This window comes from Polynucleobacter sp., from assembly GCF_044342855.1.
In the GTDB taxonomy this organism is placed as follows: Bacteria; Pseudomonadota; Gammaproteobacteria; order Burkholderiales; family Burkholderiaceae; genus Polynucleobacter.
The window spans coordinates 1-25108 of the sequence record NZ_JBIIPA010000028.1; the positions used below are offsets into that span (position 1 = coordinate 1).

General features: G+C 43.7%; 24 protein-coding genes. 10 read left to right on the forward strand and 14 right to left on the reverse strand.

Features of this window, described 5'->3' with window-relative positions:
- Window positions 1-240: 240 nt before the first annotated feature.
- Complete coding sequence (locus tag ACIQZ3_RS08870; protein WP_397392328.1) at window positions 241-861, reverse strand: ZIP family metal transporter; 621 nt, start codon at window positions 859-861, stop codon at window positions 241-243.
- A 141-nt stretch (window positions 862-1002) separates the two neighbouring features.
- Window positions 1003-2235: a GTP-binding protein gene (locus ACIQZ3_RS08875; protein ID WP_397392330.1), complete on the reverse strand. Its 1233-nt coding sequence runs from the start codon at window positions 2233-2235 to the stop codon at window positions 1003-1005.
- A gap of 120 nt (window positions 2236-2355) precedes the next feature.
- Between ACIQZ3_RS08875 and ACIQZ3_RS08880 the strand changes: the two genes are divergently transcribed.
- The 5 genes from ACIQZ3_RS08880 to ACIQZ3_RS08900 are packed head-to-tail and all read left to right on the forward strand — an operon-like array spanning window position 2356 to window position 5814.
- The gene (locus tag ACIQZ3_RS08880; RefSeq protein WP_397392332.1) at window positions 2356-2826 is read left to right on the forward strand and encodes a Fur family transcriptional regulator; all 471 of its coding nucleotides are present in this window, start codon (window positions 2356-2358) and stop codon (window positions 2824-2826) included.
- Window positions 2827-2848: 22 nt separating this feature from the next.
- Window positions 2849-3346, forward strand: coding sequence for a DUF2796 domain-containing protein (locus ACIQZ3_RS08885; protein ID WP_397392334.1), 498 nt, complete (start codon window positions 2849-2851; stop codon window positions 3344-3346).
- A 7-nt stretch (window positions 3347-3353) separates the two neighbouring features.
- A complete protein-coding gene (locus tag ACIQZ3_RS08890) occupies window positions 3354-4052 on the forward strand; it encodes an ABC transporter ATP-binding protein (RefSeq protein WP_397392336.1) in 699 nt (232 codons plus the stop codon).
- A complete protein-coding gene (locus ACIQZ3_RS08895; RefSeq protein ID WP_397392338.1) occupies window positions 4052-5281 on the forward strand; it encodes an ABC transporter permease in 1230 nt (409 codons plus the stop codon). The genes ACIQZ3_RS08890 and ACIQZ3_RS08895 overlap by 1 nt, the downstream gene beginning before the upstream one ends.
- Window positions 5278-5814 carry a DUF3299 domain-containing protein gene (locus tag ACIQZ3_RS08900; RefSeq protein ID WP_397392340.1) on the forward strand — a complete coding sequence of 179 codons (537 nt, stop codon included), beginning with the start codon at window positions 5278-5280 and terminating at the stop codon, window positions 5812-5814. Before ACIQZ3_RS08895 ends, ACIQZ3_RS08900 begins: the two co-directional genes overlap by 4 nt.
- Window positions 5815-5882: 68 nt before the next feature.
- Here ACIQZ3_RS08900 and ACIQZ3_RS08905 read toward each other — a convergent pair whose 3' ends face one another.
- The 7 genes from ACIQZ3_RS08905 to ACIQZ3_RS08935 all read right to left on the reverse strand — a co-directional run bounded on the left by ACIQZ3_RS08905 (window position 5883) and on the right by ACIQZ3_RS08935 (window position 13712).
- A complete protein-coding gene (locus ACIQZ3_RS08905) occupies window positions 5883-6236 on the reverse strand; it encodes a M15 family metallopeptidase (protein ID WP_397392342.1) in 354 nt (117 codons plus the stop codon).
- Window positions 6233-6769 carry a hypothetical protein gene (locus ACIQZ3_RS08910; RefSeq protein ID WP_397392344.1) on the reverse strand — a complete coding sequence of 179 codons (537 nt, stop codon included), beginning with the start codon at window positions 6767-6769 and terminating at the stop codon, window positions 6233-6235. The genes ACIQZ3_RS08905 and ACIQZ3_RS08910 overlap by 4 nt, the downstream gene beginning before the upstream one ends.
- A gap of 194 nt (window positions 6770-6963) precedes the next feature.
- Window positions 6964-7371 carry a hypothetical protein gene (locus ACIQZ3_RS08915; RefSeq protein ID WP_397392346.1) on the reverse strand — a complete coding sequence of 136 codons (408 nt, stop codon included), beginning with the start codon at window positions 7369-7371 and terminating at the stop codon, window positions 6964-6966.
- 10 nt (window positions 7372-7381) lie between these two features.
- On the reverse strand, window positions 7382-8428 hold the full coding sequence (locus ACIQZ3_RS08920; protein ID WP_397392348.1) for a phage major capsid protein: 1047 nt from the start codon (window positions 8426-8428) through the stop codon (window positions 7382-7384).
- 337 nt (window positions 8429-8765) lie between these two features.
- Entirely contained in the window at window positions 8766-10235 is a 1470-nt protein-coding gene (locus ACIQZ3_RS08925) for a Fic family protein (RefSeq protein ID WP_397392350.1), read from the reverse strand.
- 326 nt (window positions 10236-10561) lie between these two features.
- Entirely contained in the window at window positions 10562-11764 is a 1203-nt protein-coding gene (locus ACIQZ3_RS08930; protein ID WP_397392352.1) for a hypothetical protein, read from the reverse strand.
- Window positions 11745-13712, reverse strand: coding sequence for a hypothetical protein (locus tag ACIQZ3_RS08935; RefSeq protein ID WP_397392354.1), 1968 nt, complete (start codon window positions 13710-13712; stop codon window positions 11745-11747). Before ACIQZ3_RS08935 ends, ACIQZ3_RS08930 begins: the two co-directional genes overlap by 20 nt.
- Window positions 13713-14165: 453 nt before the next feature.
- On the opposite strand from ACIQZ3_RS08935, the gene ACIQZ3_RS08940 reads away from it, so the two are divergent.
- The 5 genes from ACIQZ3_RS08940 to ACIQZ3_RS08960 all read left to right on the forward strand — a co-directional run bounded on the left by ACIQZ3_RS08940 (window position 14166) and on the right by ACIQZ3_RS08960 (window position 19562).
- The gene (locus ACIQZ3_RS08940; RefSeq protein ID WP_397392356.1) at window positions 14166-14933 is read left to right on the forward strand and encodes an amidohydrolase family protein; all 768 of its coding nucleotides are present in this window, start codon (window positions 14166-14168) and stop codon (window positions 14931-14933) included.
- Entirely contained in the window at window positions 14934-15731 is a 798-nt protein-coding gene (locus tag ACIQZ3_RS08945) for an alpha/beta fold hydrolase (RefSeq protein WP_397392358.1), read from the forward strand.
- Window positions 15724-16911, forward strand: coding sequence for an MFS transporter (locus ACIQZ3_RS08950; protein WP_397392360.1), 1188 nt, complete (start codon window positions 15724-15726; stop codon window positions 16909-16911). Before ACIQZ3_RS08945 ends, ACIQZ3_RS08950 begins: the two co-directional genes overlap by 8 nt.
- A 1-nt stretch (window position 16912) precedes the next feature.
- Window positions 16913-18220, forward strand: coding sequence for a phenylacetate--CoA ligase family protein (locus tag ACIQZ3_RS08955; protein ID WP_397392362.1), 1308 nt, complete (start codon window positions 16913-16915; stop codon window positions 18218-18220).
- 337 nt (window positions 18221-18557) lie between these two features.
- Window positions 18558-19562 carry a hypothetical protein gene (locus ACIQZ3_RS08960; RefSeq protein ID WP_397392364.1) on the forward strand — a complete coding sequence of 335 codons (1005 nt, stop codon included), beginning with the start codon at window positions 18558-18560 and terminating at the stop codon, window positions 19560-19562.
- Between the two features lie 662 nt (window positions 19563-20224).
- Here the strand turns inward: ACIQZ3_RS08960 and ACIQZ3_RS08965 are convergent.
- The 5 genes from ACIQZ3_RS08965 to ACIQZ3_RS08985 all read right to left on the reverse strand — a co-directional run bounded on the left by ACIQZ3_RS08965 (window position 20225) and on the right by ACIQZ3_RS08985 (window position 24509).
- Window positions 20225-21409: an ATP/GTP-binding protein gene (locus ACIQZ3_RS08965; RefSeq protein ID WP_397392366.1), complete on the reverse strand. Its 1185-nt coding sequence runs from the start codon at window positions 21407-21409 to the stop codon at window positions 20225-20227.
- 90 nt (window positions 21410-21499) lie between these two features.
- On the reverse strand, window positions 21500-22813 hold the full coding sequence (locus tag ACIQZ3_RS08970; protein ID WP_397392368.1) for a terminase: 1314 nt from the start codon (window positions 22811-22813) through the stop codon (window positions 21500-21502).
- A gap of 17 nt (window positions 22814-22830) precedes the next feature.
- Entirely contained in the window at window positions 22831-23163 is a 333-nt protein-coding gene (locus tag ACIQZ3_RS08975; RefSeq protein ID WP_397392370.1) for a hypothetical protein, read from the reverse strand.
- A gap of 73 nt (window positions 23164-23236) precedes the next feature.
- Complete coding sequence (locus tag ACIQZ3_RS08980) at window positions 23237-23485, reverse strand: hypothetical protein (RefSeq protein ID WP_173960475.1); 249 nt, start codon at window positions 23483-23485, stop codon at window positions 23237-23239.
- Complete coding sequence (locus ACIQZ3_RS08985; protein WP_397392372.1) at window positions 23475-24509, reverse strand: YdaU family protein; 1035 nt, start codon at window positions 24507-24509, stop codon at window positions 23475-23477. The genes ACIQZ3_RS08980 and ACIQZ3_RS08985 overlap by 11 nt, the downstream gene beginning before the upstream one ends.
- Window positions 24510-25108: the final 599 nt, after the last annotated feature.

Genomic DNA, 25108 nt, shown 5'->3' on the forward strand with positions numbered 1-25108 from the left:
ATAGTTATCTTGATTAAATTGCAGTGGCGCAACATCGCTCTTAACCCATGTGCCTGATTGGGATGCGCATGAGGCAAGAATCAAGATTAAGGGAGCTAAATAGAGATTATGAAAACGCATATTGATAACCTGTAATAAATTAAAGCTAAACAGAGCCATTTCATGAATATATTACAACTTCTATCTCTAACTGAGAGCCCTATCCGCAGAGAAATACAGCACCCCATCTTAATATTTTTATTAATGCAGGGCATGGCCAATTAAAAAAGTCATTCCTACACCCGTCATAATAAATCCAGCTTGCATGAGGGCGCTTTCATGTTGATGGGTCTTATGCATTACAGGGAATAAGTCTGTTAATGCTATGTATAAAAAACTGGCTGCTGAGAGCATTAAGACATAGGGAACATATATCTGCAATTTCTCTAAAGCCAAGTAGCCCAAAATACCACCAAGAACTGACGTCATACTCGAAAAGGCGTTGAACACAAAGGCCCTCCTTTTGCTAAGGCCCGCGTGCAACAAAATAACAAAATCGCCCAGCTCTTGAGGAATTTCATGGGCAATAACAGCTATGGTCGTTGCAAGTCCCAACCAGGGATCTGCCAAAAATGCAGCAGCAATCAAAATTCCATCTACAAAATTGTGGAATGCATCACCAATAAGAATATTCCAAGCAACTGGAGCGGCCAGATTAGATTCATCACCATCTACACCATGGCTATGTCGCCAAATGGACAGCTTCCCCAGAAAAAAGAAAGCCAATATTCCAAGCAATAAAACTCCAAGGAGTTCATGCAATTGGTTTGGTGCTAATTCATAGACTTCTGGCAAGATATTAAAGAAGGTACTTGCAAGCATGACCCCTGCAGAAAAAGCGACCCATCTATGCAACCACAGTGCGCTTATTCTGAAAGCAAATATAGCTGCAACCACGATGCTCAAAATGCCCCCAGCTAAACACGCTAGAACGGTATATAACACTGGTAATTTGTTGAGTAATTAATTATCGATTCGATTCCACACGGGAAATGGATCTACAAAGCTAATCCAGTAATCCTCATTCAGGCTGATCTCCTGGGGATTTAACTCACATGATTGCAACATAGCTTCAATTGGAGCCCGATCGATTTTTCGCCCAATAAAGACAATTTCATTGACTCTATCGCCATAAGGTTCTTCCCAGTTAGCCTCAATGAGATTGCGTTCCTCATCGCCAACAGCAGGCCATTTCTCTTTGGTTGTAGCTGCCCACCAATAACCCACTGGCTCAATATTGGCGGTATTACCAGCTCTAGAGTAGGCAATCGCCCATTGGGGTCGACTTGCAAGCCAAACATACCCCTTCGCTCTTAAGACATTAGAGAAATTCATATCCAGAAACTTAGCAAACCGAACCGGATGAAAAGGCTTTCTGGAGGTATAGATAAAACTATTGATGCCATACTCTTCAGTCTCAGGCGTGTGGTTACCCTCTAGCTCACGAACCCACCCAGGCATTGCGCTCGCTTTCTCAAAATCAAATAAATGTGTCCCTAAAATCTTATTCAAAGGCACATTCCCTTTTTGGGAGAGCACAATTTCTGCTGTGGGATTGAGCGACTTGACTACCGCAGATACCAAGGCAAGTTGCTCAGCATCTACTAAATCTGTTTTGCTAATCACAATGACATTAGCAAATTCAATTTGCTCGGTTAGAAGGCTCGCCAAACTGCGATTGTCGTCTTCACCTGCCACTTCGCCACGATCGGATAATGCCTCTTCTGAATGAAAATCTTTAAATAAATTGACCGCATCAACTACAGTTACCATCGTATCTAGCCGCGCAACATCCTCTAGCGAATCATCGTTTTCATCTCTAAAATCAAATGTGGCAGCTACCGGCATGGGTTCCGCGATTCCCGTAGATTCAATCAATAGGTAATCAAAACGCCTCTCCTTAGCCAACTTTCTCACCTCGATGAGTAAGTCCTCTCGCAACGTGCAGCAGATACAGCCGTTGCTCATTTCAACAAGCTTTTCTTCGGTTCTTGATAATTGAGCGCCAGCATTAGCCATCCCTTTTTGCACCAGCGAGGCATCAATATTGAGCTCACTCATATCATTGACGATCACTGCGACCTTCAAACCCTCGCGATTGGCGAGCACTTGATTTAATAGGGTAGTTTTTCCAGCCCCCAAGAATCCAGACAACACAGTCACTGGAAGGCGTTGATCGATGTTTGTAGCGCTCATGGCAATCCCATAAAGAGGCAGAATTATTGTTAATGCAAGTAAGTTGCGTTAACATAATAGCAGTATATTTGTTTATTGCAAGTAAGTTGCATTAAATGACGCATCAGGAAAAGGCTAGCCATGAAGAAAAGCTTAGATTTGTCCCCCAACAAAGAAATTGACTGGGCGCTTGTTCTGCGGAACAAAGGACTGAGGGCAACTCAAAATGCAATTGCTGTAACTGGACTCCTAGCCACCTTAAAGCTCCCCTTGTCTCATGATGAAATTCATTTAGAGCTTGCCAAGCAATCTAGTAAAGAGGAAATAGATTCAGTAACCCTGTACCGAATTTTGGATCGCCTTCACCAAGTCGGATTGATTGAGAAGACTTTAGGATCAGATCGTATCTGGCGCTTTAGAAGCGCCAATGAAAAAGCGCTTGAGTATTTTGAATGCGGTAGTTGCCATCAACACTTTAATTTACCTGCCAAATCTCCCTTACTAGAAATCATAGAAAATCTCAATTCACAACTCAAAAACCAGGAGATGGCAGATTTTGCAATTTCATTATCCGTTCAAGGCAAGTGTAAGGACTGCAAAAGTCATGCCTAAATTTTTTGAAAAGGTCTAAGTAATGAAAATACTGATATCTTTAGCGCTGATCACATTCTCACTCACATCTATTGCACAAAAGTCACCTCATAGCCATCAGCATGGCAAGGGAGTATTGGAAATGGGGATAGAAGGAAGAACGCTGAGTGGCACACTAGAAATGCCATTAGAAGCTCTGCTTGGCTTTGAGCACGCGCCTAAAACAGGCAAAGAGAGAAGCGCACAATCCAAACTGGAAACAAGACTTGGCTTAATTGATGCGTGGTTTGAAATCAATCCTGAAGCGCAATGTACACCCAAGTCTCCACAAACAAAACTGGATCGAGATGCGCAAGCAAAACACAGTGATTTACTCTACACATTTAGCTACAGCTGCTCTAATCCTGGTGCGCTCAAGGAAATTCGCTTACTCTTCTTTAAAGAATATCCAAGCATAAAAGAAGTTAAAGTTGAAGTGGCAAGCCCCAAAGGTCAGCGACTCATTATGGCAAGCCCAAAATCCCCTATTGTTCGTTTTTAATAGCAAAGTGCATCCTAATCACACCGTCATTGAAATAAAAGATCTGCAGTTTGCTTGGCCACAGCAAACACCCTTGTTCGATCATTTCAACTTCACCATACAAGTAGATCAAAGAACCTATATTGCCGGCCCCAGCGGAAGTGGCAAGAGCACCTTATTAAATTTATTAGCTGGCGTCTTGGATGCCAGCCAGGGGGAGATTTGGGTCAATGGACACGCCTTTCATCAGCTCAGCGGTCCTCAAAGGGATCAAATTCGAGGTGAAGAAATGGGGTTTATTTTTCAACAGTTCAACCTCATCCCCTACCTAAGTACCTTAGAGAATATTCTTCTCCCTCTCAATTTATTTCCCAAGCGAAAAGCCGCTGCCCTAAAAGACTTCTCATCCATGAAAAAGGCGGCAATGTATCTCATGACCCGCCTATCTCTCCCTATGAGCATTGTGGATCAACCAAGCCACCAACTTTCTGTGGGCCAACAACAAAGGGTTGCTGCTGCAAGAGCATTTATTGGAAGCCCTCAAATTGTCATTGCCGATGAACCAAGCTCTGCCTTAGATTGGGAAAATCAGTCTCAGTTTATGCAGCTATTTTTAGAGCTAGGTCAATCCCAAAAAACGACTTTAGTAATGGTAAGTCATGATGAGAGATTGGCTCCATTTTTCAATCAAAGAATAGATTTACCCAAGCGCGATGTTAATCAATGATGTACTGGATTAAATTAGCGATCCAAAGTGCGCTTTCACGAAAAGCGTCTTTGCTCATTATTGTTTTCTCAACTGCCATCTCAGTCACTATTTTATTGGCGGTATTTAAAATTCGAGATGACACTAAAACCAGCTTTACCAATGCTATTAGTGGCGTTGACCTCGTTGTCGGAAGCAAAGCAAGCCCAACAGAATTAATACTGCATAGTATTTTTCATATTGGGCGACCTACAAGCCTAGTTCCCGGAAGTGCTATTAAAGAAATTGAATCCATCTCGCAAGTAAAGTGGCTTATACCAATCCAATTGGGGGATTCGTACCGTAGCTATCCAGTAATTGGCACAACAACAGATTTTTTCCAGCAGATTCGCGCTCAAAATAAAGCTCTCGCTTTTTCTTCGGGAAACTCATTTGGAGGCGGCAATCAGCGAGAAGTCGTTCTAGGTGCCAATGTAGCAAGACAATTTAAGCACCAACTATCGGACAAAATTACTCTATCGCATGGATCAGGTATTGGACCAGCACAGGACCACTCTGATACCCCCTTCACTATCGCCGGCATCCTTGAGGCAAACGGTACGCCGATAGACAACAGTATTTTGATTTCCACCCAAAGCTTTAACAGTCTTCATGATGGCTCCGATGGAAAAGTGCAATTTGTGCAATTGAGCAACTCGCAATATTCCGCATTTTTTTTAGGACTCACCCAGCGCTCAGCGGTATTTTCTGTACGCCGTCAGATTGACTCCCTAAAACCACCACCTTTAATGGCCGTAATGCCAGGGGTTGCCTTAGATGATTTATGGAAAACATTAGAGGTTGCTGAAAATGCTCTGCTTTTAGTATCTGTTGGTGTTGTTCTCACCAGTATTTTAGGAATTGCAGCAGCTCTTTTAATTTCTTTGGAATCGCGTCGCAGAGAACTGGCAACTCTTAGAGTAGTTGGTGTAAAGCCACTGCAAATTTTCTTTTTAATTATTCTTGAGTCATTACTCATCGTAACTGCTGGAATTATCTTAGGTTGGATATTTTTACAAGCTCTTGTATTTACTTTTTCTGATTGGCTAATGAATGAATGGGGCATCTTAAGCACAGTAGGCCTTCCTACAGCAAACGATCTCATTGGATTGCTAATGATTCTGATTGCAGCGCTCATTTGCTCAGTCCTCCCAGGCATCAAAGCTTATCGACTCGCCTTACACGATGGATTGAACCCACCCAATATATGAAAAAGAACTTGCTTATTGCCCTCAGTTTTTTAGCTCTTATATCGCTGATACCCCCATCACATGCCCAGACTTATAAAGAGATTTTTTGGGATGAATTAATTCCCCCAGAATGGGCACGTCAAACCGCAAAAGAGTTCGCTAAGCTCTTCAAGAAATCCGATTCCATGCAAGATAGCGACCCTCGCATAGATGCTATGTATGAAAAACTCCGAAAGCGCTGGGATGAGGCGCCTATCTCAAAGAAATATATAGGTAAACCTATCCGTATCTCAGGCTATGTTGTACCCCTAGATGCCGAGCGTTCATTGAGCCTTGAATTCTTATTAGTCCCTTATTTCGGGGCCTGTATTCATACACCCCCGCCACCAGCCAATCAAATCATATTGGTTATTCCGCCAGCTACAGGCGCTCTGAAAGTTAGAAGCATGGATACTATTTGGGTTGATGGCATCCTTTCAGAATCAAGAGTAGCCACGGATATGGGGCGTACTGCTTATAGGTTAGAGGCCGCTAAGATGGTGCCATTTAAATGAGAAATAAAAGGTGGCACCGCAACCAAAGAAAGTCTCTTAATGGCCGGTAGCTGCCACTTAGATAAACCCTAAACCACCCTCTCAAAATGCGGCACATCCACAAATCCTTTGAAATTCCCACCCCACCGGTTCTTGGGACTCAGACTTTCCCAGTATTCACCTACAGTTCGTATTAGCTCTTTATCCCAAATTAGCTTGCCATTCCAAAAGAAGTTCAGATCAATAGCGCAGCGCCTTAGGTGATTGCTATTCATGGTCTTTGATCTGCCAGTCTTAAAGTAGATTTCTTGCTGCTCTGGTGAACGCCAGAGCTCTCCTCCTGTGAGCACCCACCCTTCTGCTGTTGCACACTGAATAAGCCTGCTGACGTCAATTAGAAAGGCTGCTTGTTCTGCTACTAGACTGCTGACCTTCGTATTCACGTGACATCTTCTTTTTTATTTGAGCCATGCATGCGCATCTCAAAGATCTTCTCGACTGATCTTCCGCCAAAGTAAGCCAGCATGACTAGCTGGCCCCACTCACCTAGGAGCTTTACATAGGCTTCATTGATGTCGATGCCCATAGCTGAAAGTAAGGCAAACAAGAGATAGGCCGTCAGGATGTAAACCAGAGTGCCTGGACGGATGTTCTTTGATAACCTGGAATCACTACCCATATCGGATTGCCAGCGATTGGTGGCATTGTCTTGTGAGGCTCGATGCATCTCCGCCAGGAGCTTAGATTCTTCAATCTCAAGCTCTTTTTGTTTGAGGGTGTATTGCAATAGAAGCTGCTCTTGCTCAATCTCCAGCTGTTTGAGCTTGATGAGATCTTCCTGACTGGGGTTATCCGGAATACGCGCCCCAATCTTGCTCTCAATAAATTCCTTGCCCTTAGCTTGTACTGCGCCCGCAAGTAGACCCAGGCCATTGACGGCCAAGGTTTGTACTAGAGAGGTGATGATTGGAAGCATGTAATAGGTTCTTTTTTTGATGCTCGAAGGTATTGATAAGTATGGAAGTCCACCGCCCCACTACCGCCTAGGCTTTTAATTGGTGTTGGCAGTGGGGCGCAGTTACGCGCGCCCACGCACCATGGTTACTTCAACACCCGCAGCCGCACCCAAACACCTGCTGCTAGTGATCATGGCGATGGCCTTCCCTACTTCTAGCGTTTCTTGGCTCCTTTGCTTTCTGATGACTCTTGCTCAAGAGTTCCTTCCAAAGCCTTCTCTTGTGCTGGAAGCTGACCTTCTTTCATCAAGCCTTCTACGATCTCCATTAGTCGATCTCCATCATCCTCACCAAAGACTTTGGCTACGACCTCATGGCCGTACTTGGCGCAGAGTCTGTCGTACTCTTGCTCTGGCGTAATGGTGGTCTTTGATGGGCGCTCGAACACTGTGACGTTCTCGCGCCCAAACAAGTTGCGAAGGATGTTGGTCTCATAAGGCGGTACGAACACATGAATGGTTGTGAAGGCATCTCTGCGCACTACCGCTTCCACCTCTTTAATTTGAAAGTCGCTATGAATGAGCGCATTATTATTTATGGTGTGGTTCATGTTGTTATTCATTTCTTCCCCCTTATTGAATAGCCAATACCGCATGGGCATTAGCTCTTGAGATGGATAAGGCACAACGTAGGTTCACCATGGCGTACATAGCGAGCGTGTCGTGTGGACGAATGGGGGCAACGATATCTAAGTCATCGTCACGTAGCTTCATAAAGCGGGTGTTGAGGAAATAGCAACGCTTGCTCCACTCCACCGTTCTGTTGGCCATGGCATCGAGTTCATCAAATTGCGGATCCCAGATGATCTCCACACCCTTGAAGGCTAAGCCAGTGTTAACACCAGCACCTACGCCTGCATCGATGTACTTGGTTTCACCTGATGCAGCGATATGGGTCACTGTCACTTGCTTGCGATAGGTATCAATGAACTTACCCCCAGCGATGATGAAATCAGGGCTACCGCCATGCTTAATACATTGGCGCCAAGCAGTCTCCATCTCGCCCACTAAATTACCTGGCGATGTTGAGGCAATGTCTTTGACTGCGTAATTACGCCAGTAACTCGCCTTTGCTCGATCGATACCACCTACCGTACCAGCATCTGGCGCCAGGCTGACTAGACTATCTAGACCGACTACTGCATCTGCGCCATGGGAGCCGTCTCGGTGAAGTTCCAGGTCTAACTTATTCAGAAAGCCTTCTCGTAGGACCTCTAACTGCTCATCCAAGAGGTTGATCAGTTGTACGCGCTCGTTGTATTCCAGCTGGAATCCTCGCGCCCCACCTTCACGCACTTTGATGCCGTTACTAAAGAGACGGTCATAGTCTATGTACAAGCCATCTACTGCTCTACGCCATGGGAATGAGGCCTGCTCAGTGGTATTGCGTTTATTGAACTTGACCGTCTCTTCGCCAAAGGCCCAGCTAAAGTTACTGCCATGTTCTTTGCGGATGTTCTCGACAACGTTCTGTTTAGCCCCTAATAGACTCTTGCGCCCTTCCATGAGTTTTTTAAGGAAAGGTCTCTCTACGGCGATTTGATCGACTGGTAGATTGCGCAAGTACTCATCTAAGGAAACCTTTGCTAACTCCTGCAAGTCTGTATTTGAAATTGGCATATGCCACCCCTATCAATGTATTTATCTATTTGTGAATTGGTTGGCCTCATTCCAATTGATAGAGCGTGAACCTATCCATTACTACGCTGCTAGACGCGACTCTAGCTTTAACGCGATGGCGTGAAGCACTGAGATCAATTATTGGGGTGGTAGATGTGGGCTAGGGATATTTGTGTACTTTTTGTTGTGTTACTTAATGAACTCGCTATGGGTCTTTATGCCCAATGTGTCATTGCGCCACCTTGGGCATAAATGAGCGTTTCTTTGGTCGTGGCCGTCAAGGGTTCACAAGCCACCCCTTTGGGGTGCCCTTGACGGAATGCATGCAGTGGTTCTTTTAAGCAGCCACTTTCAAATACTCTGATTCAATGGCATCAAATATTTCTTCGGGTACGGTAGTGGCGAATTTCTTACGGCGATTAATCGATATCTTCCCGTTCTGCTCCATACAAGTAAGAACTAAGGTATTGAGATCTTTGCCACGTATATCGTACCGACCGTCGATCGCACGGTAAATGCGGTCGTACTTGGCTAAGAACTCAGTCTCTTCTCTTAAGTCCTTTTCCAGGGCTTGCTTAGCCATCTCCAATCCAAACTCAACGCAAGTAGTTGCATTCCAGTAACGATATAAAGATTCATCTGAATTGAAAGTCATCTGATACTCATCACCATCAATCCAAATAACATCCCAACGTTTACGCGCCGGCTCCGAAAAACTCTTCAAAGCCGCAAGATATGCATCTTCATTACGCTTCATTGCAATGGATACTGGCAATAGCAAGCCATTATTTAAGGCGCCAGACTGACATAAAGCATGATGAAATAAGAATCTGGACAAGCGTCCATTGCCATCCATAAATGGGTGAATGAAAACAAATCCAAAGGAAACAATCGCAGCAACAATTAAAGGATCGATCTGCTTTGGCGCAGCATTGGCAAAATCTACCAACCCCCTCATTAAGTCATCAACAATCTCGGGTGGTGGCGGAATATACGTTACGCCAGCAGCGCCACGTAATGGACTACTTAACCAGTTTTGTTGATGGCGATAGTTAACCGCCCTATCCAAAGGATTAGTAATGGCGGTATTTTGCAAGCCAACCAAATACTGTTCATCCAACTGAGTAGTCAGGTGGGCTTTTTTAAGCAGCTCTACAAATGCCTCTGCTTTGGTGGCACTCGGTGTCTCATGCTCAATTTCAAAAGAGCTTTTTGTCTCACTTAAATATGCCCAAGACATTGCCCTATCGGATGCGGTCGCGCCTAGCTCAGATAAGAATTCATTTGCTCTTTGCAAAATATTAGATTCAAGCAAGCTATTAATACGCTCCGTTCTCTCAACGGTTACGCAGTAATCCAAAGAGCCCAAGCCATTGAAGTCAACCCGCCACTTAGCATTACGTATGCTGGGTCCCGCAATATATTTTTTAGGGTCAAATAAATTGGCAGCCACCCCAGTTACCGTAGGCGCACCCTTTAGCTCTTGCTTATTAAAAGCCTCCCATAGGAAGCAGGCAATACGAATGTAAGCACCGGTCGGTGACTCTGTAATAGCCGCTAACATGTCTTTAGCGGGAATTTTTCTTAAAGCCTGGGATAGCAATTGCAAGTTAATCCCCTCGTGCTTTAGAGCAAACAGGAGGTGACTTAGGGGTAATTCATCCTTGGGAGCTACTTTTGCCGGTATCAACAAGGCGCCTAGGGTAGTCGTTATGCTAGTTACGGGCGCAAGGCGTGCAGGCATTAGCGGGTCAAAAGCGCTTAAGTTCAGCTGAGTTTTTAGTTTTGAATAGCCGATTTCACTCATTTCTACCCCTTAGGCCTACTTTTTTATCTGAATGGCTATTTTCTCATACTTTTTTATACAAATTCACACTTTTTCATACATAACCACACTTTATGAAACTTTCTTATACATATTCACACTTTTCCATACATAAACCCACTTAATCAAACCTTTTTATATGTATTGATACTTTTTTATAGGAATTGAAGGTTTGCCTGATTTTTTTACTAACCGACACCAAAATATTGAATCCACTAGGAATATGCAGATTTATTGACATTCCAGGCTCATTCAGCCAGAAATATGCAGTTTTTGACATGCCAAGCTGGTGACATGTCAAAAACACCTCAGATCCCCATATTGCCCAGGTGCTGGGCAATCCGATCCATCGGGTTTTCGGAGCTAGCCAATGGTGCGCCTAAGGTTGAGGTTCGCGCCCGAATAGGCTGAGGGCTATGGGTTGCAATAGGTTTGACACTCGCAAAACTAGGTTCGGGCCTTCCAATTGCCTCATAGATGGACTCAATCATGGTTTGCCACTGCTCTGGTTGATTATTTTGTACGAAGACCTGCATGTAAAACGGATCTGACATGTATTTGTTAAAACAGATTGCCTTATCAATGTGATCGATTTCATCTGAACGGGTATTTAAGAACTTGAGCATTTGCAGCTTTGCTTCTGAGACCATTTCGGAAGGCTTTTTCTGAGTATTGGCGAGGCTCATCACATTGCCCACAAGCTTGCCCTCTATTTCATATTTGCGAACTGCATCCTGAAGTGCGGCCACCATAGATTGCAAATCAATAACCTGCTTTTCTAGATCACGTTTTTCGTTAATCATTTTCTGAATACGCTCACACCCTCGCTTTGATTTGATACCACTAGAGGCTTCCGTATTAACGCTAGGATCGACATCGGGACTCGAACCCTTAGGTTGGGGGTTCAAAGCCCTCTCAATCAACTCTTTGGCTGATTCAGTTTGGATCTCAACTTTTGGAGGGGCATCAACAGTGATGGTTTCTGGCGCAGGCAATATTTCACCCAGGTCATGGGCTTGTGGTGCTGTCTTATCTGCTGAAGCGGGCATAAAGGCTGGTACATGCACCTCGCCCTTTATAGGCGTAAATATAGATTCGGGTTCAAGAGCTTCAGATTCCTCTTCCAATACTTCGCCCTCATCAATATCCTCGGATAATTTCGCAAGAGATGCATTAGGGGTCTTACTTAAATCATCTAGTAAGTTGGTTGCTTGGCTCCGACTCTGACTCTTACGTTCCGCCTTTTGGGTTTGTTGTGCCTGAGCGCTACGCTCCTTATCCAATTGAGCTTCTGCCTGCCTAGCCTTTGCTTGCGCAATCAATTCAAGCGCGCGCTCTTCCCTTGCTTTATTACGCCTTGCGGCGCTCTCGGCGGCGTGCTTTTCATAGGCTTCTTTTTCAAGACGTTCACGCTCCTTCTTGGCCTCTCTATCCTGCACCCTCTGAATTGATCCGCCCTTGCTTAGAACCTCCGATTTAAAACCTTCCACCTCATTTGCTACTTGCGTCATTGCCTGTCTCCTCTTTTAATAAGTTGCTGCCGTAATGCATTTCAGCGCTTGTTCTTTGCTTTCGCTCAGAAAACCAATTCATCCCTAAGCTTGGATCATCATCGCGTGACCATCCCTCCGCTTGTCTTTCTACATTCGGTACAAATAGATTGGAATCGATACGATCGTCATATCGCAAGAGAGTCTCTTGTAGGAGATTACGGATATGTTCGTAGTCCATTCCTCTGGCTTGCAGGTTCTGCATCTGAATGGATAGATTCGTAATCATGGGCAACACTTTTAGCCAGCTCTCTTTATCTTCTATGCCATCTGGCGCCCCAGTAGTACCTGCCCGAATGCGCAAGTCCACCATGTCAAAGATTCGGTCTTTGGTGAGTTCTGGCCAGTCGTAGTTTTTCTCCATGGTCATGACTAGTTCGCCATTGACCATGGTGGTCTTGGTAATTGGCGATCCCATGTAGCGCTCTACTTGCTCTTTAGTAAGTTCTTGTAAAAGAACTTGGGCGCTGTATTGGGCAATCTCTTGTAGCCAATCCTCTATCTGGTCTTTGAATTCAAATACGCGCCCTGATAAGGCTCTTTGCAGAATATTGGCTTCGGTGGCTGTCTTGGGTCTGACTACTGTTGAGCGTGCTGCATCTTGAAGTCCGGTGACTTGCTCCCAGTCATAACGTACTGCACTGGTGTCGTACACAATGGGGTCAATCTTGGGGTGACCCCTAGGGATGATGACTTGGTTTAGGGGCTTACCTTCGGTATCGACAATGGTGATTTCTCCAAAGCGGGAGTCCGAGTGCTTCTTAATAGTCTTTTCATTGATATCGGCAGAAGCTACCCACCCCGGTATGCAGAGATCTCGATCTTGATTGAATCGATCCCTTGCTTCGTTGTGCTCATCTTGCAAACGCTCTGTTAGATCCACTAAGCTTGGACCAACAAATTGTCCATCGACTACTTGGTAAGGTAATAAGAAGAATGGATACCAGCGCTCTCCCGCTCTTGGTGGTGAGTAAGGTTCACGCAGCCATTCAGTCGCGCCCTCTACCATGGTGTAAACACGCTGAGTAGTTCTATCCCAGATCTCTAGCACTGCAATTTGCTGATCATCAGTCACTGGAGCTGAACCAGCATTCATTTGCATTGAGGCCAGACGTTTGGCTTTCTTATGGGATGGCTCGCCTTGGCCTGGTTGGTAGATCTTGGCATTAGCTAAATTCTTTTTATAGAGCGCTTCTGCTTGGCCGCGCTTCATCGGGATGATCTGACAAATCCAGTCAGCGTCGGTGTAGTCCCAGAACTCACAGATTGAGGGGTCGATGAGAAGGTTTTCCGTAAGGACCCTGTCTATTACTAAGCCTTCGGCCGATTGGACTTCTGTTTGTTCTTGCAGTGATTTGCTGAGCTCCTCTAACTCTGCTCTCTTAGCATCATGATGATGATCTGCACTGCTATCTTTAGCTTGAAGATCTCGAACCAAGTCTTCTATGGCCAGAAGATTTTCTTGGGCATCATTAATACGGCCTTGGATGTACAAGTCCTTACTTGGGTCTCTTTGATACATCACTTTCAGAATGCCGAAGCTACAGGTCAGTGCTGCTCTTACAGTGGACTTGGCTCGATTCTTTAGTTGAGCATGCTCTAGCGCTCTATTAGTGACTTTCTCCAATGTTTTACAGAAGAGTTTGATATCTGCGCCCGAGTGGGTAGGTGTTGTTGATATCTCTGGATTGCGTGCATAGACGTTAGGAAGAACTGCAGAGATGGTGCCATGAATGAGGTTGGCTCTAAGACTATAGAAGTCTTTGCCAGTGGGGTCTGCATTCCAATTAAAACCGGCTACGGTATTGCGGTTGTGTCTTACGCGCTTATGGAAAGTTGCCCAGTGAGCGCGGGCATGAGTAATGCGGGCAGTCCATTTTTGTTGAAGGGCTTTTGAGTCTTGGGGCACATGCTATTTATAGATTGTGAATCTTGCATCGATGCACTTATATTGGATTTAATTTGAATGAGTGACGTAAAGAATTTAATTGGCAAAGACTTGTAATTTAAATAGTCAATGTTTATTGATAAATACAATGTTCATGGCAAGGTTTTCTTACTTAACAACTAAAAATATTTCCATAAAGTGATAGAAATTTTATAAGTAACAAATGTATTTACAGTTATCAAATCCATCTTTATTAAGAGGTCAATATTACTGATTGAGTTACAAACTTAGAGAAGATAGACTTAGATGGACAAGCATATTGGATGCTTGTTTAATTTTCTAAGGAGAGACTCATGATTAAATTATTCATCAGAATCGCAGGATTTGCTGGCATTGCTGGATAAGCTTTTACAGGTAGATGATTGCTAAACTAAAGCTGGGCGGTTTAGCAATCATCAATAGCTTGGAACCACATTGCCGAACCATCAAAATATCTACTTAATTGATTTTCATGCTCATCTGGATAATTCAAAGGAGCGTTTAGATCAATTATTTATCGCCCAAGAAAATTCAGGGATCGAAAAAACAGTTATTGTCTCCGGAAATCTGATAGAACCAGCCAATCTTGGAGATTTTTTGCGTGGGACTGAATCTGTAAAAAATTACGAACCAAATAACGCATATTTATTAGATGTAGCCAAAGCCAATCCAGCGAGACTTATTCCATTTTTTACAGTTGATCCAAGTTATCACATTGCCGAAGATATTGAAGAGGCAATGAAATTGGGGTTTCGAGGATTTAAGTTCAACCCTTTGGTTCATAAAATTGACTTTAGAAGCGATTCTGTTCGCAACATCTGCGCGGCAATAAATGCATACTCGGCACCTATCTATACCCACATCACACTCAATCCAGCATCCTCAATTGAGGCCCTTGCAGACCTATCGCAGGCTCATCATAAGATTAATTTTGTCTTAGGGCACATGGGATATGCGACCTCCGATCAGATGGCTCTCAATTTAGCGGAACGTAGAGATAACATTTATTTAGAAACATCAGTGGGAAGCATTCTTGCATTTAAATGCGCAAAACAAAGAAATTTGAGAAACAAAGTAATTTTTGGTAGCGAATATCCTGCCCATGAGCCATCCATTGAGCTTGGGAAATTAGCGCTAATATTTTCACAAGATGATCTTGCTTTAATAGGTCGAGCCAACGCCCAATTTATTTTGGGAATTTAAATGCGAGATTTCAAGAATTGGAATTTTAGAATTGATGGAGAAGGCGCCCCCGTGCTTTTAATCAACGGGCACTTTCAGTCAAGATCTAGTTGGGATCCTATTGCTAGAGATTTGTCTAGATATAACAAAATCCTCACTTGTGAATTTCCAAATCAAGGAATTAGCGCAACCGATGTCTCTCTAGACAAGATGCAGCACTATGCCGAATTTATTGAAGAATTTTTAAGGTACGTAAAAATTTCTCCAAGTGATGTGATTGTTTATGGATTTTCATTTGCTGGAAATGTCATCCGATATTTATCTCAAGAGATGGGCATTGAATTTAAAGCAATAATTTATGGAGGCATTGCCTCGGGAAAATTTTTTCCTTTCCAAATCAGGCGTTTTGAGACTTGGCTGAAAATTCTAGATCAAGCTAATTTTGATGTTTTTATGAGGAACTTGATGTTGCAGGTATTTTCTCCTGCATTTATTGCAAATAATGGCCATCAATTTGACGAATTAGTAAATGCCTATGAACGCTACTACTCACATCGACCTGAAGCTTTAAAAGCACTCATCTATGCACTAATAGATTTTTGCCAAGCAACTGATTCTGTAGATGAACGCTATGCCGAACCAATTCACATCATTGGCGCCGAAAGTGACTTAATAATGCCGGCCAACTACGTTCAAGATTACGGGCGCTCACTAAATGCTGCAAGCATCCATATCCTACCTGGTGGCCATAGCCTGAGAGTCGAGCAAGAAGAGAACCTTTCTTCTGTAATTCATGAAATATGCGCTTCCTATGACTAGTGCATTCGCGAATAACTCATCTCAAAGATACTTCTCTTTGCTATGTTTAGTGACATTCTTTGGGTCACTATCTCTATCAACGCTGATATTTTTATCGGCACTCTTAAATGAGGAAGGCTACTCTCAACAAGCTATTGGCTCAGTCTTATCTGCACCCCTCATTCCAGCCTTGATTGCCTTATTTAGCGCGGGCGCTATCTTGCAAAGGATCAGCTGCATTCGACTGATGATCATTAGTCAGGCATTGATGGTATTGGGCTTTATAGGCCTTGAATATGCCCTTAGCTCGAGCCTTCTGACGACAATTTTTCGTGGGCTAATTGGTTTTGGGTCTGGCTTTTACTTTTCTGCCTCCATGATTTACGTAAGGAGTTTATTGAGCGGTCCAAAAATAATCTATTTCTTTGGGATCTATGCGTCCATGTTCCCGCTGCCTAATGCATTTGGTCCTATGGTAGCCCAGTGGTATTTTAAGAACCAGGGATCTGATGGATTCTTTTTGTATATGGCCTTGCCGGGACTACTAGCATTACTGACACTCATCGCCCTATCCATAATCTTTAAGGAATTGGACTGCCCCAGTAAAACAGTTGCCACTCGCTTGCACTCTTATTATCAAATTCTGTGCGCAAAGAAATTTCATGCCTTAGGTTTAGGTATTTTTTCTATTGGGGTATTGTGGGGTTTTGTTACTGGGTATATGGCTTTATACCTAAGTCAACACAATTTCTCAGTAGGTTTATTTTTCTTACCAATGAGCCTCGCCCTTTTTGGCTCACGTTTTGGTCTGCTGGGCATATTAGGCGGATTCTCGCGCCCCATCTTGGTAGCTTGCTCGTTTGGCTTGATGGCGTGTGCATTTGCCTTGGTATTGAGTCTACATGGCCCTTTGCTGATTATTTTGGCTGGTATCTGCTTTGGGGTTGGCTACAGCCTTGGCTTCCCGATTCTGAGTGTCTGGGTTTCTGATTCATTTGATATCGATCAGCGCCCAATTGCACTCTCAGCGTTTAATGCCAGTTTTTACTGTGGGATTTTCGGGGTTCCTAGTCTTATAGGCTATTTAGCTCTTCCACCGAACTCTTCTTACCCACTCTTTTTGCTCATGGCTTTGGCAATTGGCATGGGAGTATTTTTTTCATTAGCTTTCAAGAATCAAGTGCAACGGAGGCAAGCATAAATTGAATGCCTTATGGGTCGAAGTTCTTGAGCAACGGTTGCAAAGGTTTAATCACATCTTTCAATTAGCCGCGAATCATTCTCCACTTTACAAAACTAAGTATGCCCACCTGAGGGGGCATCAATTTGATTACCTCGAATCCATTCAGGCCATTCCACTGACTTCACGAGCTGAACTATTAAACGGCAGTAGCTACCTTCTAACGGGGGCTAATCCACAGGGGTATTTTGAGTCGAGCGGGACTAGTGGAAGCATTCTCCATGCATATCCAGATATTTCATTTGAAAAAGCTCAAGCATTTGGGAGCTATTTAGATCTATGGATGGGTTTAACCAGCGCGAAGATTGAAAGTGCAGCTGTGGCACTCGCCTATGAGATGACGCCGATAGGAATGCGTTTTCAGCAAGCATTGCAGTCCTGCGGAGTTATGGTCATACCCACGGGACTTAGATCAACCGTTTGCTCGCCACAACGAACTTTAGAAATTATTTGTCGCACCAAACCTCAGGCTATTTTTTCTAGGCCACTCGAGTTATTACGCTACGGGGATGTACTTGAGTCTGAAGGAAAAATAAAAGAGATAGGCGTTCAAAAGCTATTTTATTTGGGCGAAACAATGTCTGAACAAAAATGGAGGCGGATTGAACAAGTTTGGGGAAATGCGGATTTATATGGCCACTATGGTTTAACTGAAGTTGATACCGGACTTCATACCTGCCTACTTAAAAATTACCATGAACCATTAAATCCATTCGTGCATTTTGAGATTTTAGATAAACATTGCAATGAAATCTCTGACAATATAGAAGCTGGTGAGATCGTTATTTCAACACTTCATGATGCTGCTGCACCCCTGCTTCGATATCAAACCGGAGACTTGGCAAGGCGAGTCAAGTGTGCATGCGGATCAAAAGCTCCCGCATATCAAATTCTTGGCCGCAAGCAAGATGGCGTCCAATTTTTAGGGCAGACCATATTTCCCTATCAGATAGAAAACATTATTTTTAGTATTCCAGAAGTTGGCAACGAATATCAGCTTGTCATTGAAGGTAGTGGAGACCTCAGTATCAGAATTGAAATAGCGATTGATTGCTCGATTTCTAAAGCGCAGCTAAAGGAAAAAGTGATGCAGGCCATCCCTCATTTTCTTAAACAAATTACGAGCGTAGAAGTATATGAATGGGGTGCTATAGCCAATAAGCTAGGCATCGCTAAGAAAAAGGGTGCCCAATTTGTAGATCTGCGTGGAACCAAGGTCGAAGATCGATCCAAGGAGCTATGCATCAATGTGATTGACTTTGCTTTCTAGCATGTTTTCAACGGGCAATTTATTAACTTGGGGTAATGCAATGGCAGATAAGAGCTCCTATGAGCTACAAAATTCAACTCTATTAATACAAAGAATTCAAGACCTAGCAAATAAGTCTGCATTCTATAAACGTTTACTAAGACGCGCCTTACTATTAATTCAGGAGCAAGAATTTAGCCTGAAAAAAATACTCGACAAGATCCCATTTACCTTAAAGGAGGATCTTAGGCGTGGTTACCCAAAGGGTTTTCTAGCATGCCCATGGGAAGAGATAACAGCCTACTTTGAGTCCAGCGGAACTAGCTCTGGATCCATTAATAGCAGCAGGACAATGTCGTTGAAAACAGTCGATGATCTTATTCGAGATCACAAGAGACGTGTGCCAAACTTTTTGGGGGTTGATCGAGGTCAAGTTGCTGTAATTAATTTACCGTATGCACTTACTAGTTCTGCGCATGGGTTTCACCAAGCTCTTCAGGATAGCGGCGCGGTCATCGTTTCAGTTGATCAAGGTCAGGTTCTATCGAGCTACACAAGAACCGGCGATCTACTTACCTCACTTGACGCTAGAATTTTGGTCACCTCGAACCCATTTTTACTGCGGGATGTCTACTTGTACGATTCGGGTATAGATTTATTTGAGGCCGCCTCCCTTGAGCACATACTAGTAGTGGGTGTCCCCATTTCCAAAAAAACCCGTCTTGAGGTTAAAGAAAGGTATGGAAAAAACATTCTGCCCTACTACGGTTTAAGTGAATTTGGGGCTGTTGGTGTTCCAGCCTCGGTCGATAAAATGCTGGTTCACGAGGATTTTTATATCGAAATTCACAATCCCGATAGGCCAGAATCACTTACTGGTGAGATTGTAATTTGGGATCTGTATTCTCAAGGCTCCCCACTCATTCGCTATCAAACTGGTGATGTTGGAGAAGTCTCATATCAAGAGGTAGATGGGAAAATTCGTTGTTATCTAGAAGTTTACGGCAGGCTTAAAGAGGCCATACCTGATAATGAAAAATACTTATTTCCCGTTGATTTTCAAGACATACTGGTGGGAGTTCCAGGAGTATCTTCCGTTCATCGCATTACCGTTGAGGGTGATGAGAACATAGTAATTACATTTGACATTCAAATTACCGAAGCTAGATTAGCTAGTTCAGCGAAATTGGAGATTGAAAAAAGAGTAAGAGAGCTCACTAACATTCCAATTTTAGTAGTGGTGCACCCTTGGGGCAGCTTATTCAGAGACATTTATTCGCAAGAGCAATTCAGAAACACTCAAATGGCAAAAACCCTGTCATTTCATGACAAGCGCAAGGGAGAATGGTTAGTCACTTACTAGCGGAAAGGGGGGTATCCCCTATCTACTGCATTTATCCCATTCCCTTGATCAATATCATTACTTTAAATGTGGCCTTGTATAAGTCCAAGCGAATGACATCACTTGCAAAATCCCAAAGCTATCTAGCCCATAGATTTATATAGAATTTATTTTCCCTCGAAATGTCTCAATAATTTATCAAGTTCACCTAACAAATCTCTCGCCTCTTCAAAGATATCTCTTGAGAAATGAGGCTCATAGTGCCGCCATTCAGTCATATCGGTCTTTGTATGTGACTGCAAAAGTTTCTTGCATTCCCTAGAGGTTATTGGGGTAGGTTTTTTTAATACCCTCAGCAGCAACCCCTCCAAGCAAGGGCTTGAACCGATCATAAGAATGTCGCACTCCTTTGCGGTTTTTTTAAGATCATCAGACCAAACAAGGTCAGTGTCTAACAAGGCAATTTTTTTGTCGTAACTAGCAAGTCTTGTATGCCGAACTACTTGGGTCACAATACTAGCTGGACCTCCCCCTTGTGCGTTTCTAATCGTAACGTTAACACCCTCATTATCAGAGCAGTAGATATTCCTTAGGTACTGTAAAAAGGCGGCCTCGCAATCACCCTCCCCCATCACAAGAAGAGTCTTTCGTTGACGTCGAACCTTTTTAATCATTTGTAATGATTAAACCTGTGGAATGGCGCCGTAAGCACCGGCCATGTACTTTGCATACAGATTGTCATCTGCCCTAACACCTTTCACGCTATCTAAACGCCATGCATCGCTTACGCATTCCTGATTTTTCTCCACCAATATCACTTGGGACTTATGCAAGAGACTCAAAACCTCTACTGAGTGGCAGGTAAAAATAACTTGAGCATTTTTTGGGTTAGTTTTTGGGGAAAAGAATAAATCTAATATTGGATGAAGCATATGTGGATGCAAATCCGCCTCAAGCTCATCAATAATTGCTAGTCCCCCACTACTAAGCACTGGTAATATTCTTGAAAGTAGCAGATAGGCTCCTTGAGTTCCGCTTGATTCATGTTTAAACATAAGAGAATGATCGACTCCATTCACCTTATGTATTCCAACCGGAACAAATATACGCTCTTCTTTGCCAGATTCTTGGATATGGGTCTGCTTCTCAACTCTCACCGCTGAAAGACCTAAATCCCAGCCACATAAGAGCTTATTCATTTGATCACGTATAAGTTCATTGTCCGCATACATTGCAGATGCGCCAATGATCTGAAAGTCATCTAAATGCTGGCGGCCAAATACAGTAACGTTACTCAACACAAAACCTGAAACTATTTGCAGGGCCAGAGGAACCTTATATTGAGCAGCAGTGGCTATTAGTGAGGCATTCTCACGAACCTTTTCCGCCTCTTTTTGCAGTAGACCGAACTGTTTTTGCTTGATGACATATTTCTTGTTATCCCCATCCCAGTCTCTAGTAAAAACGTAAGAATACGCACGACTCTGTTTACAGTACAAAGATTCGGAATAAACGCGATGTTTATCGGCACTTAGAGAATACCTCCATTCTTTACCATCCATCTCAAATTCAATTTCAAAATGGCTTGGCTTATCTTTGGCTGAAAAATGAGTAACCAAGGGGATGAGGGCATCTACCCTACTTTGAAAGGACAGTTTTATAAACCAATCTAAAAATGCCATAGACTTAATGAGCGCAGTTTTTCCGCTTGCATTGGGCCCAATAATTGCCATTGCCTTAGATAATCTCTTCCCGACGACGGTACCAAATGAGCGCTCATCATTTGGAACGTGTTGGCTCATCTCCATAGAAATGTGAACCTCTTCTAGGAAAGATTGGAAGTTGCTAACTTTGAATGAATAAAGCATTTTTTATCATATTCCTTTAATTTCAACAATATTTTGTTGAAATCTATTTTATACGTATATTTTTCCAATGCCAATACCAGAAAAATGACCCTAAATTGCACTTTCAGGCCTCCTAGACCTCATCACTCCATACCTAGTCGCATCCCAAGCATGATCTTCTGCATCGGTATCTACATCTTCTGGATTTAATGAATCCGGTGGTAGCTGAGGAATAGTTCTAAGCCAATGCTTACAGGTGGAGAAGATCTTGAGTCTGTCTTCAGCTAGAAGTCGGATGATTTCTTGAGCGCCGTTTACCCTACTTCTGGGTGCGTTATAGGCCTCGGTCCATTTAACGCCTTTATCCCTGAAGATTTGCCCTATTGATCTTTCTGCACCTATCTTGGAAAAGATGGATGGGTCGGCTAGGTTCATACGGTATTCATATCCGAGGCGTTGATCATGCACCTCTATCTTCTTGATCTTCTCTGCTACTACCGTTGCATCTTCCCTGGTACCCGTATTTTCTTTATCTCCATATCCATAGAGCTCCCTCCATAGGTAATAGACTCCGTCGTTGGATAAGGCAAACCAATAAACGGCATATGGTCTGGCGTATCCCCAATCCATTGAGCGCCATACCTTCCATGTTGGTGGAATGGCAAAGGGTTCTATAACGTGTTTAGAGGGCTGCCATACGCCTTCCAAGAAACTTCCCACGTGGATATCCCAATCTCCCTCTAACCATGCTCTGCGTCTGTTTGGATCGCTTAGCGACTCTAGGCTCATCAGGTAGTTGGGGTCGTTTTTAAGAAGGTGGGTATTCTCATAAATGGTGGAATGTATTCGTACTCTTGGAAGTGCACCCTCTTGCCTGATGATTTGACCAGCTGGTATTGCCCCAATCTGAAATCGCTCCTTTACCGATGCATGGCCAACTCCAAATGGATTGCAGGTAGCTCTTACCATCCTTGGCATACCGGGATGAGATGACCTGCAAGTGGAATGCATCGCTTCGTAGAAAGAGAGATTGCGCCAGTTGGTTAATTCCTCGAATCCCAGCCATGGGTATTCATGGCCGTGGTAATTCCAGTAGTCATCTTCATTCACCCCATAACGAAAGTACAGCATCTCTCCCGTTGGCCACTTCCATACGTAATCTGATTCGTTGAACTTGGCGCCTGGGAATATTTGATAGAACCAGCGCTTACTCTTGGCTACTACGTCAGCTAGCTGCGGATAAGTAAGGCGAAAGAGTGTTCCGCGCCAATGATCTCCAAAGCCTCTTCCTACATGTTGGGCATAGCTCATGAGTAAGGTATCAGTCTTACCCCCTCCTCTAGTACCTTCTAGCAATACCTCATAGATAGGGCATGTCAGGAATAAGGTCTGACTGCCGGGCAATGGTGCCCAGATGGTTTTCATTGGTTTTGATTAATTCACTAGCGTTTTGCTTGGGCAGCTTGCTCCCACTCATCCATGCTCATAGCGCTTGGTACAACCAAGACTCCACTTTGTAGTGGTGCGCCATCTTTGCCGGTGTGCTCAATGGCAGATAAGCGTGGATGAATGTAAGGCGCCACATGCCTTCCAACAGAAGCGGCCATGTTCAGTAGCTTGATACGGGTTTCGTTACCGTCTGCTCGGCCAAAAAGATCTGCACTTTGATCTGCATTGGCGGCACAGCGCTCCGCCTCCGCATAAAGCTCATGCATGATCTTGAGCATTAACTCAAGTGGAGTAATGTCATCAGAGGCGCATGGATGGATTGCCACAATCTGACTTATCTCAACATTGGGAAGGTCCTTGGTTTTTAAAGCAGTTTGCTTTTTTACCCTCTTTGACTTCTTAGCAATCATGACTCACCTGGATTCTATTAACCATGGTTAATAGGTGGGGTTGAAGTGCCACGGTATCTCCAATAGGTTCATGAAACTCAATGATGATTCTCTGAAATAGGTCATGACGACTCTGGGCACCTCGATGCTTAATCACGGTACCAATACGACCGCTTGGTGTTTGAACCTCAGAACCAATCGGAAAGTCCTCCATATCAAGGCGCTCCACCACACCCGCTAAACGGTAATTAGTTGACATGGCGCCCCTCCTGATAAACCCCTGCAGTCAAAACAGGGGCCTTCGCCTCAAGCGCCACCTGAGGATCAGACATCTCCTGGGATTTGCGCAGTTGAGCAAAGATACGAGCCTTGTAGGACTCATAGGATTCAGAACCTTGAGCACGCATGGATAGCTCGCGTCCCTTAGCATCAATTCCGTCGTTAGTTTTCCACCAAGCAAGATCACCGGCGCTAGCGACCGCTCTTTTTTTCATCTCGCATTTCACGATCGCCAATACATAACCGGCATTAATGGGGCTAGCAGTAGAAATCTTCTTGCGCATTTCTCGTGCAATGGAAATTGCGCCAATCACTTCGGCTTCGCTGGCCCCAGTTGCCACCATGTCTTTAATTCGACAATCATTAACCGAGACAGAGCTACCCTCTTTGCCGATCAATTCGGCAAAGCGTTGATGCATATCGCTAGGGACTCCTTGAGCATCCTTTTCTTCCACAGGCACTGGATCAGGAATAATTTTTACTATAGTTTCACCTTTTGATTTGATTGACTGGTGTTTGGTGTTTGGAGACTGGTGATTGGTGTCTGGTGAGCATTGCCCTGGCAATGCGTCTGCAATGCGAACGCATGCTGGTTTTGAGTCAAGATCTAACTTGGCCTCAGTAACAGCACTAACAGCAATAGAGGGCTGCCAACGACTATCAGCACTGCGTTTAGCTTTAGCCTGTTTGTCCTTAAAGCGGGCGATTTCATGATCGCAGCGGCCTTGTCTCCAGCCATCATCAGTCAGAATGAAAAATTCATTCAGAACCAATTCCACTGCATTTTTCTCTTCCTTAGATTTGGCGTTCACTAAACGCTGAACGGTCTTGATATCCGATGGCATAGGCTTTTCAGTGGCATAGTACTTTCGAATGAGGCGACTGTAGGTCGCGTCTTCAATGAAGTTTAAATGCGATGTAGCTTGTGAGTAGTCGCCGATGTGATGCTCGTAATAATTCATGTAAGACAGTCTCCGTTTGATGTGTTGATGAGAATGAAACACATCACAATCTATCAACCGAAATGCTCGACGTCAAACGTGTTTTTTCTGAATTTTTCTTTAACTTATTTATTCATCAATTCGTTGTAATCCACGTTTGAGAAATTCGTGAGAATGATTTTCTTTATCTGAAGTGTTTGTTGATCTACGTGTGTCCACCAATCTCTTCGCGCTATCAGAAAGTTCTGACAAGGCTGTAGCCATTTATTTATATGGCTTGTGTCACTTCTATGAATAAATATTTTTTTGTAGTCAAAAAATAATTTGTGTTTGCAAAGTGGGTATTGACAATTGATTGACCATCAAAATTTCATTGACTACATTGCACTTCAGCAGCACACAGATTGATTCATAACAAAACATCAATGGAGATTAAATTTAATGATGGCAATTCGCTTATACAGCCTGTATCGCTCGTATGGATACACAAAAATGAGTTCCGCAAAGATGGCGTTGCAGGTTTATCGTAAAAACTTAAAGCGCGCCCGCTAAGGAGATGATGATGAGTCAATCAAATCCCCAAATCCCACCAATTACTTTAATGAGAATTCCTCAAATATTGAAGGTAATGCCAGTTTCTAAATCGAAGTTTTGGCTGATGG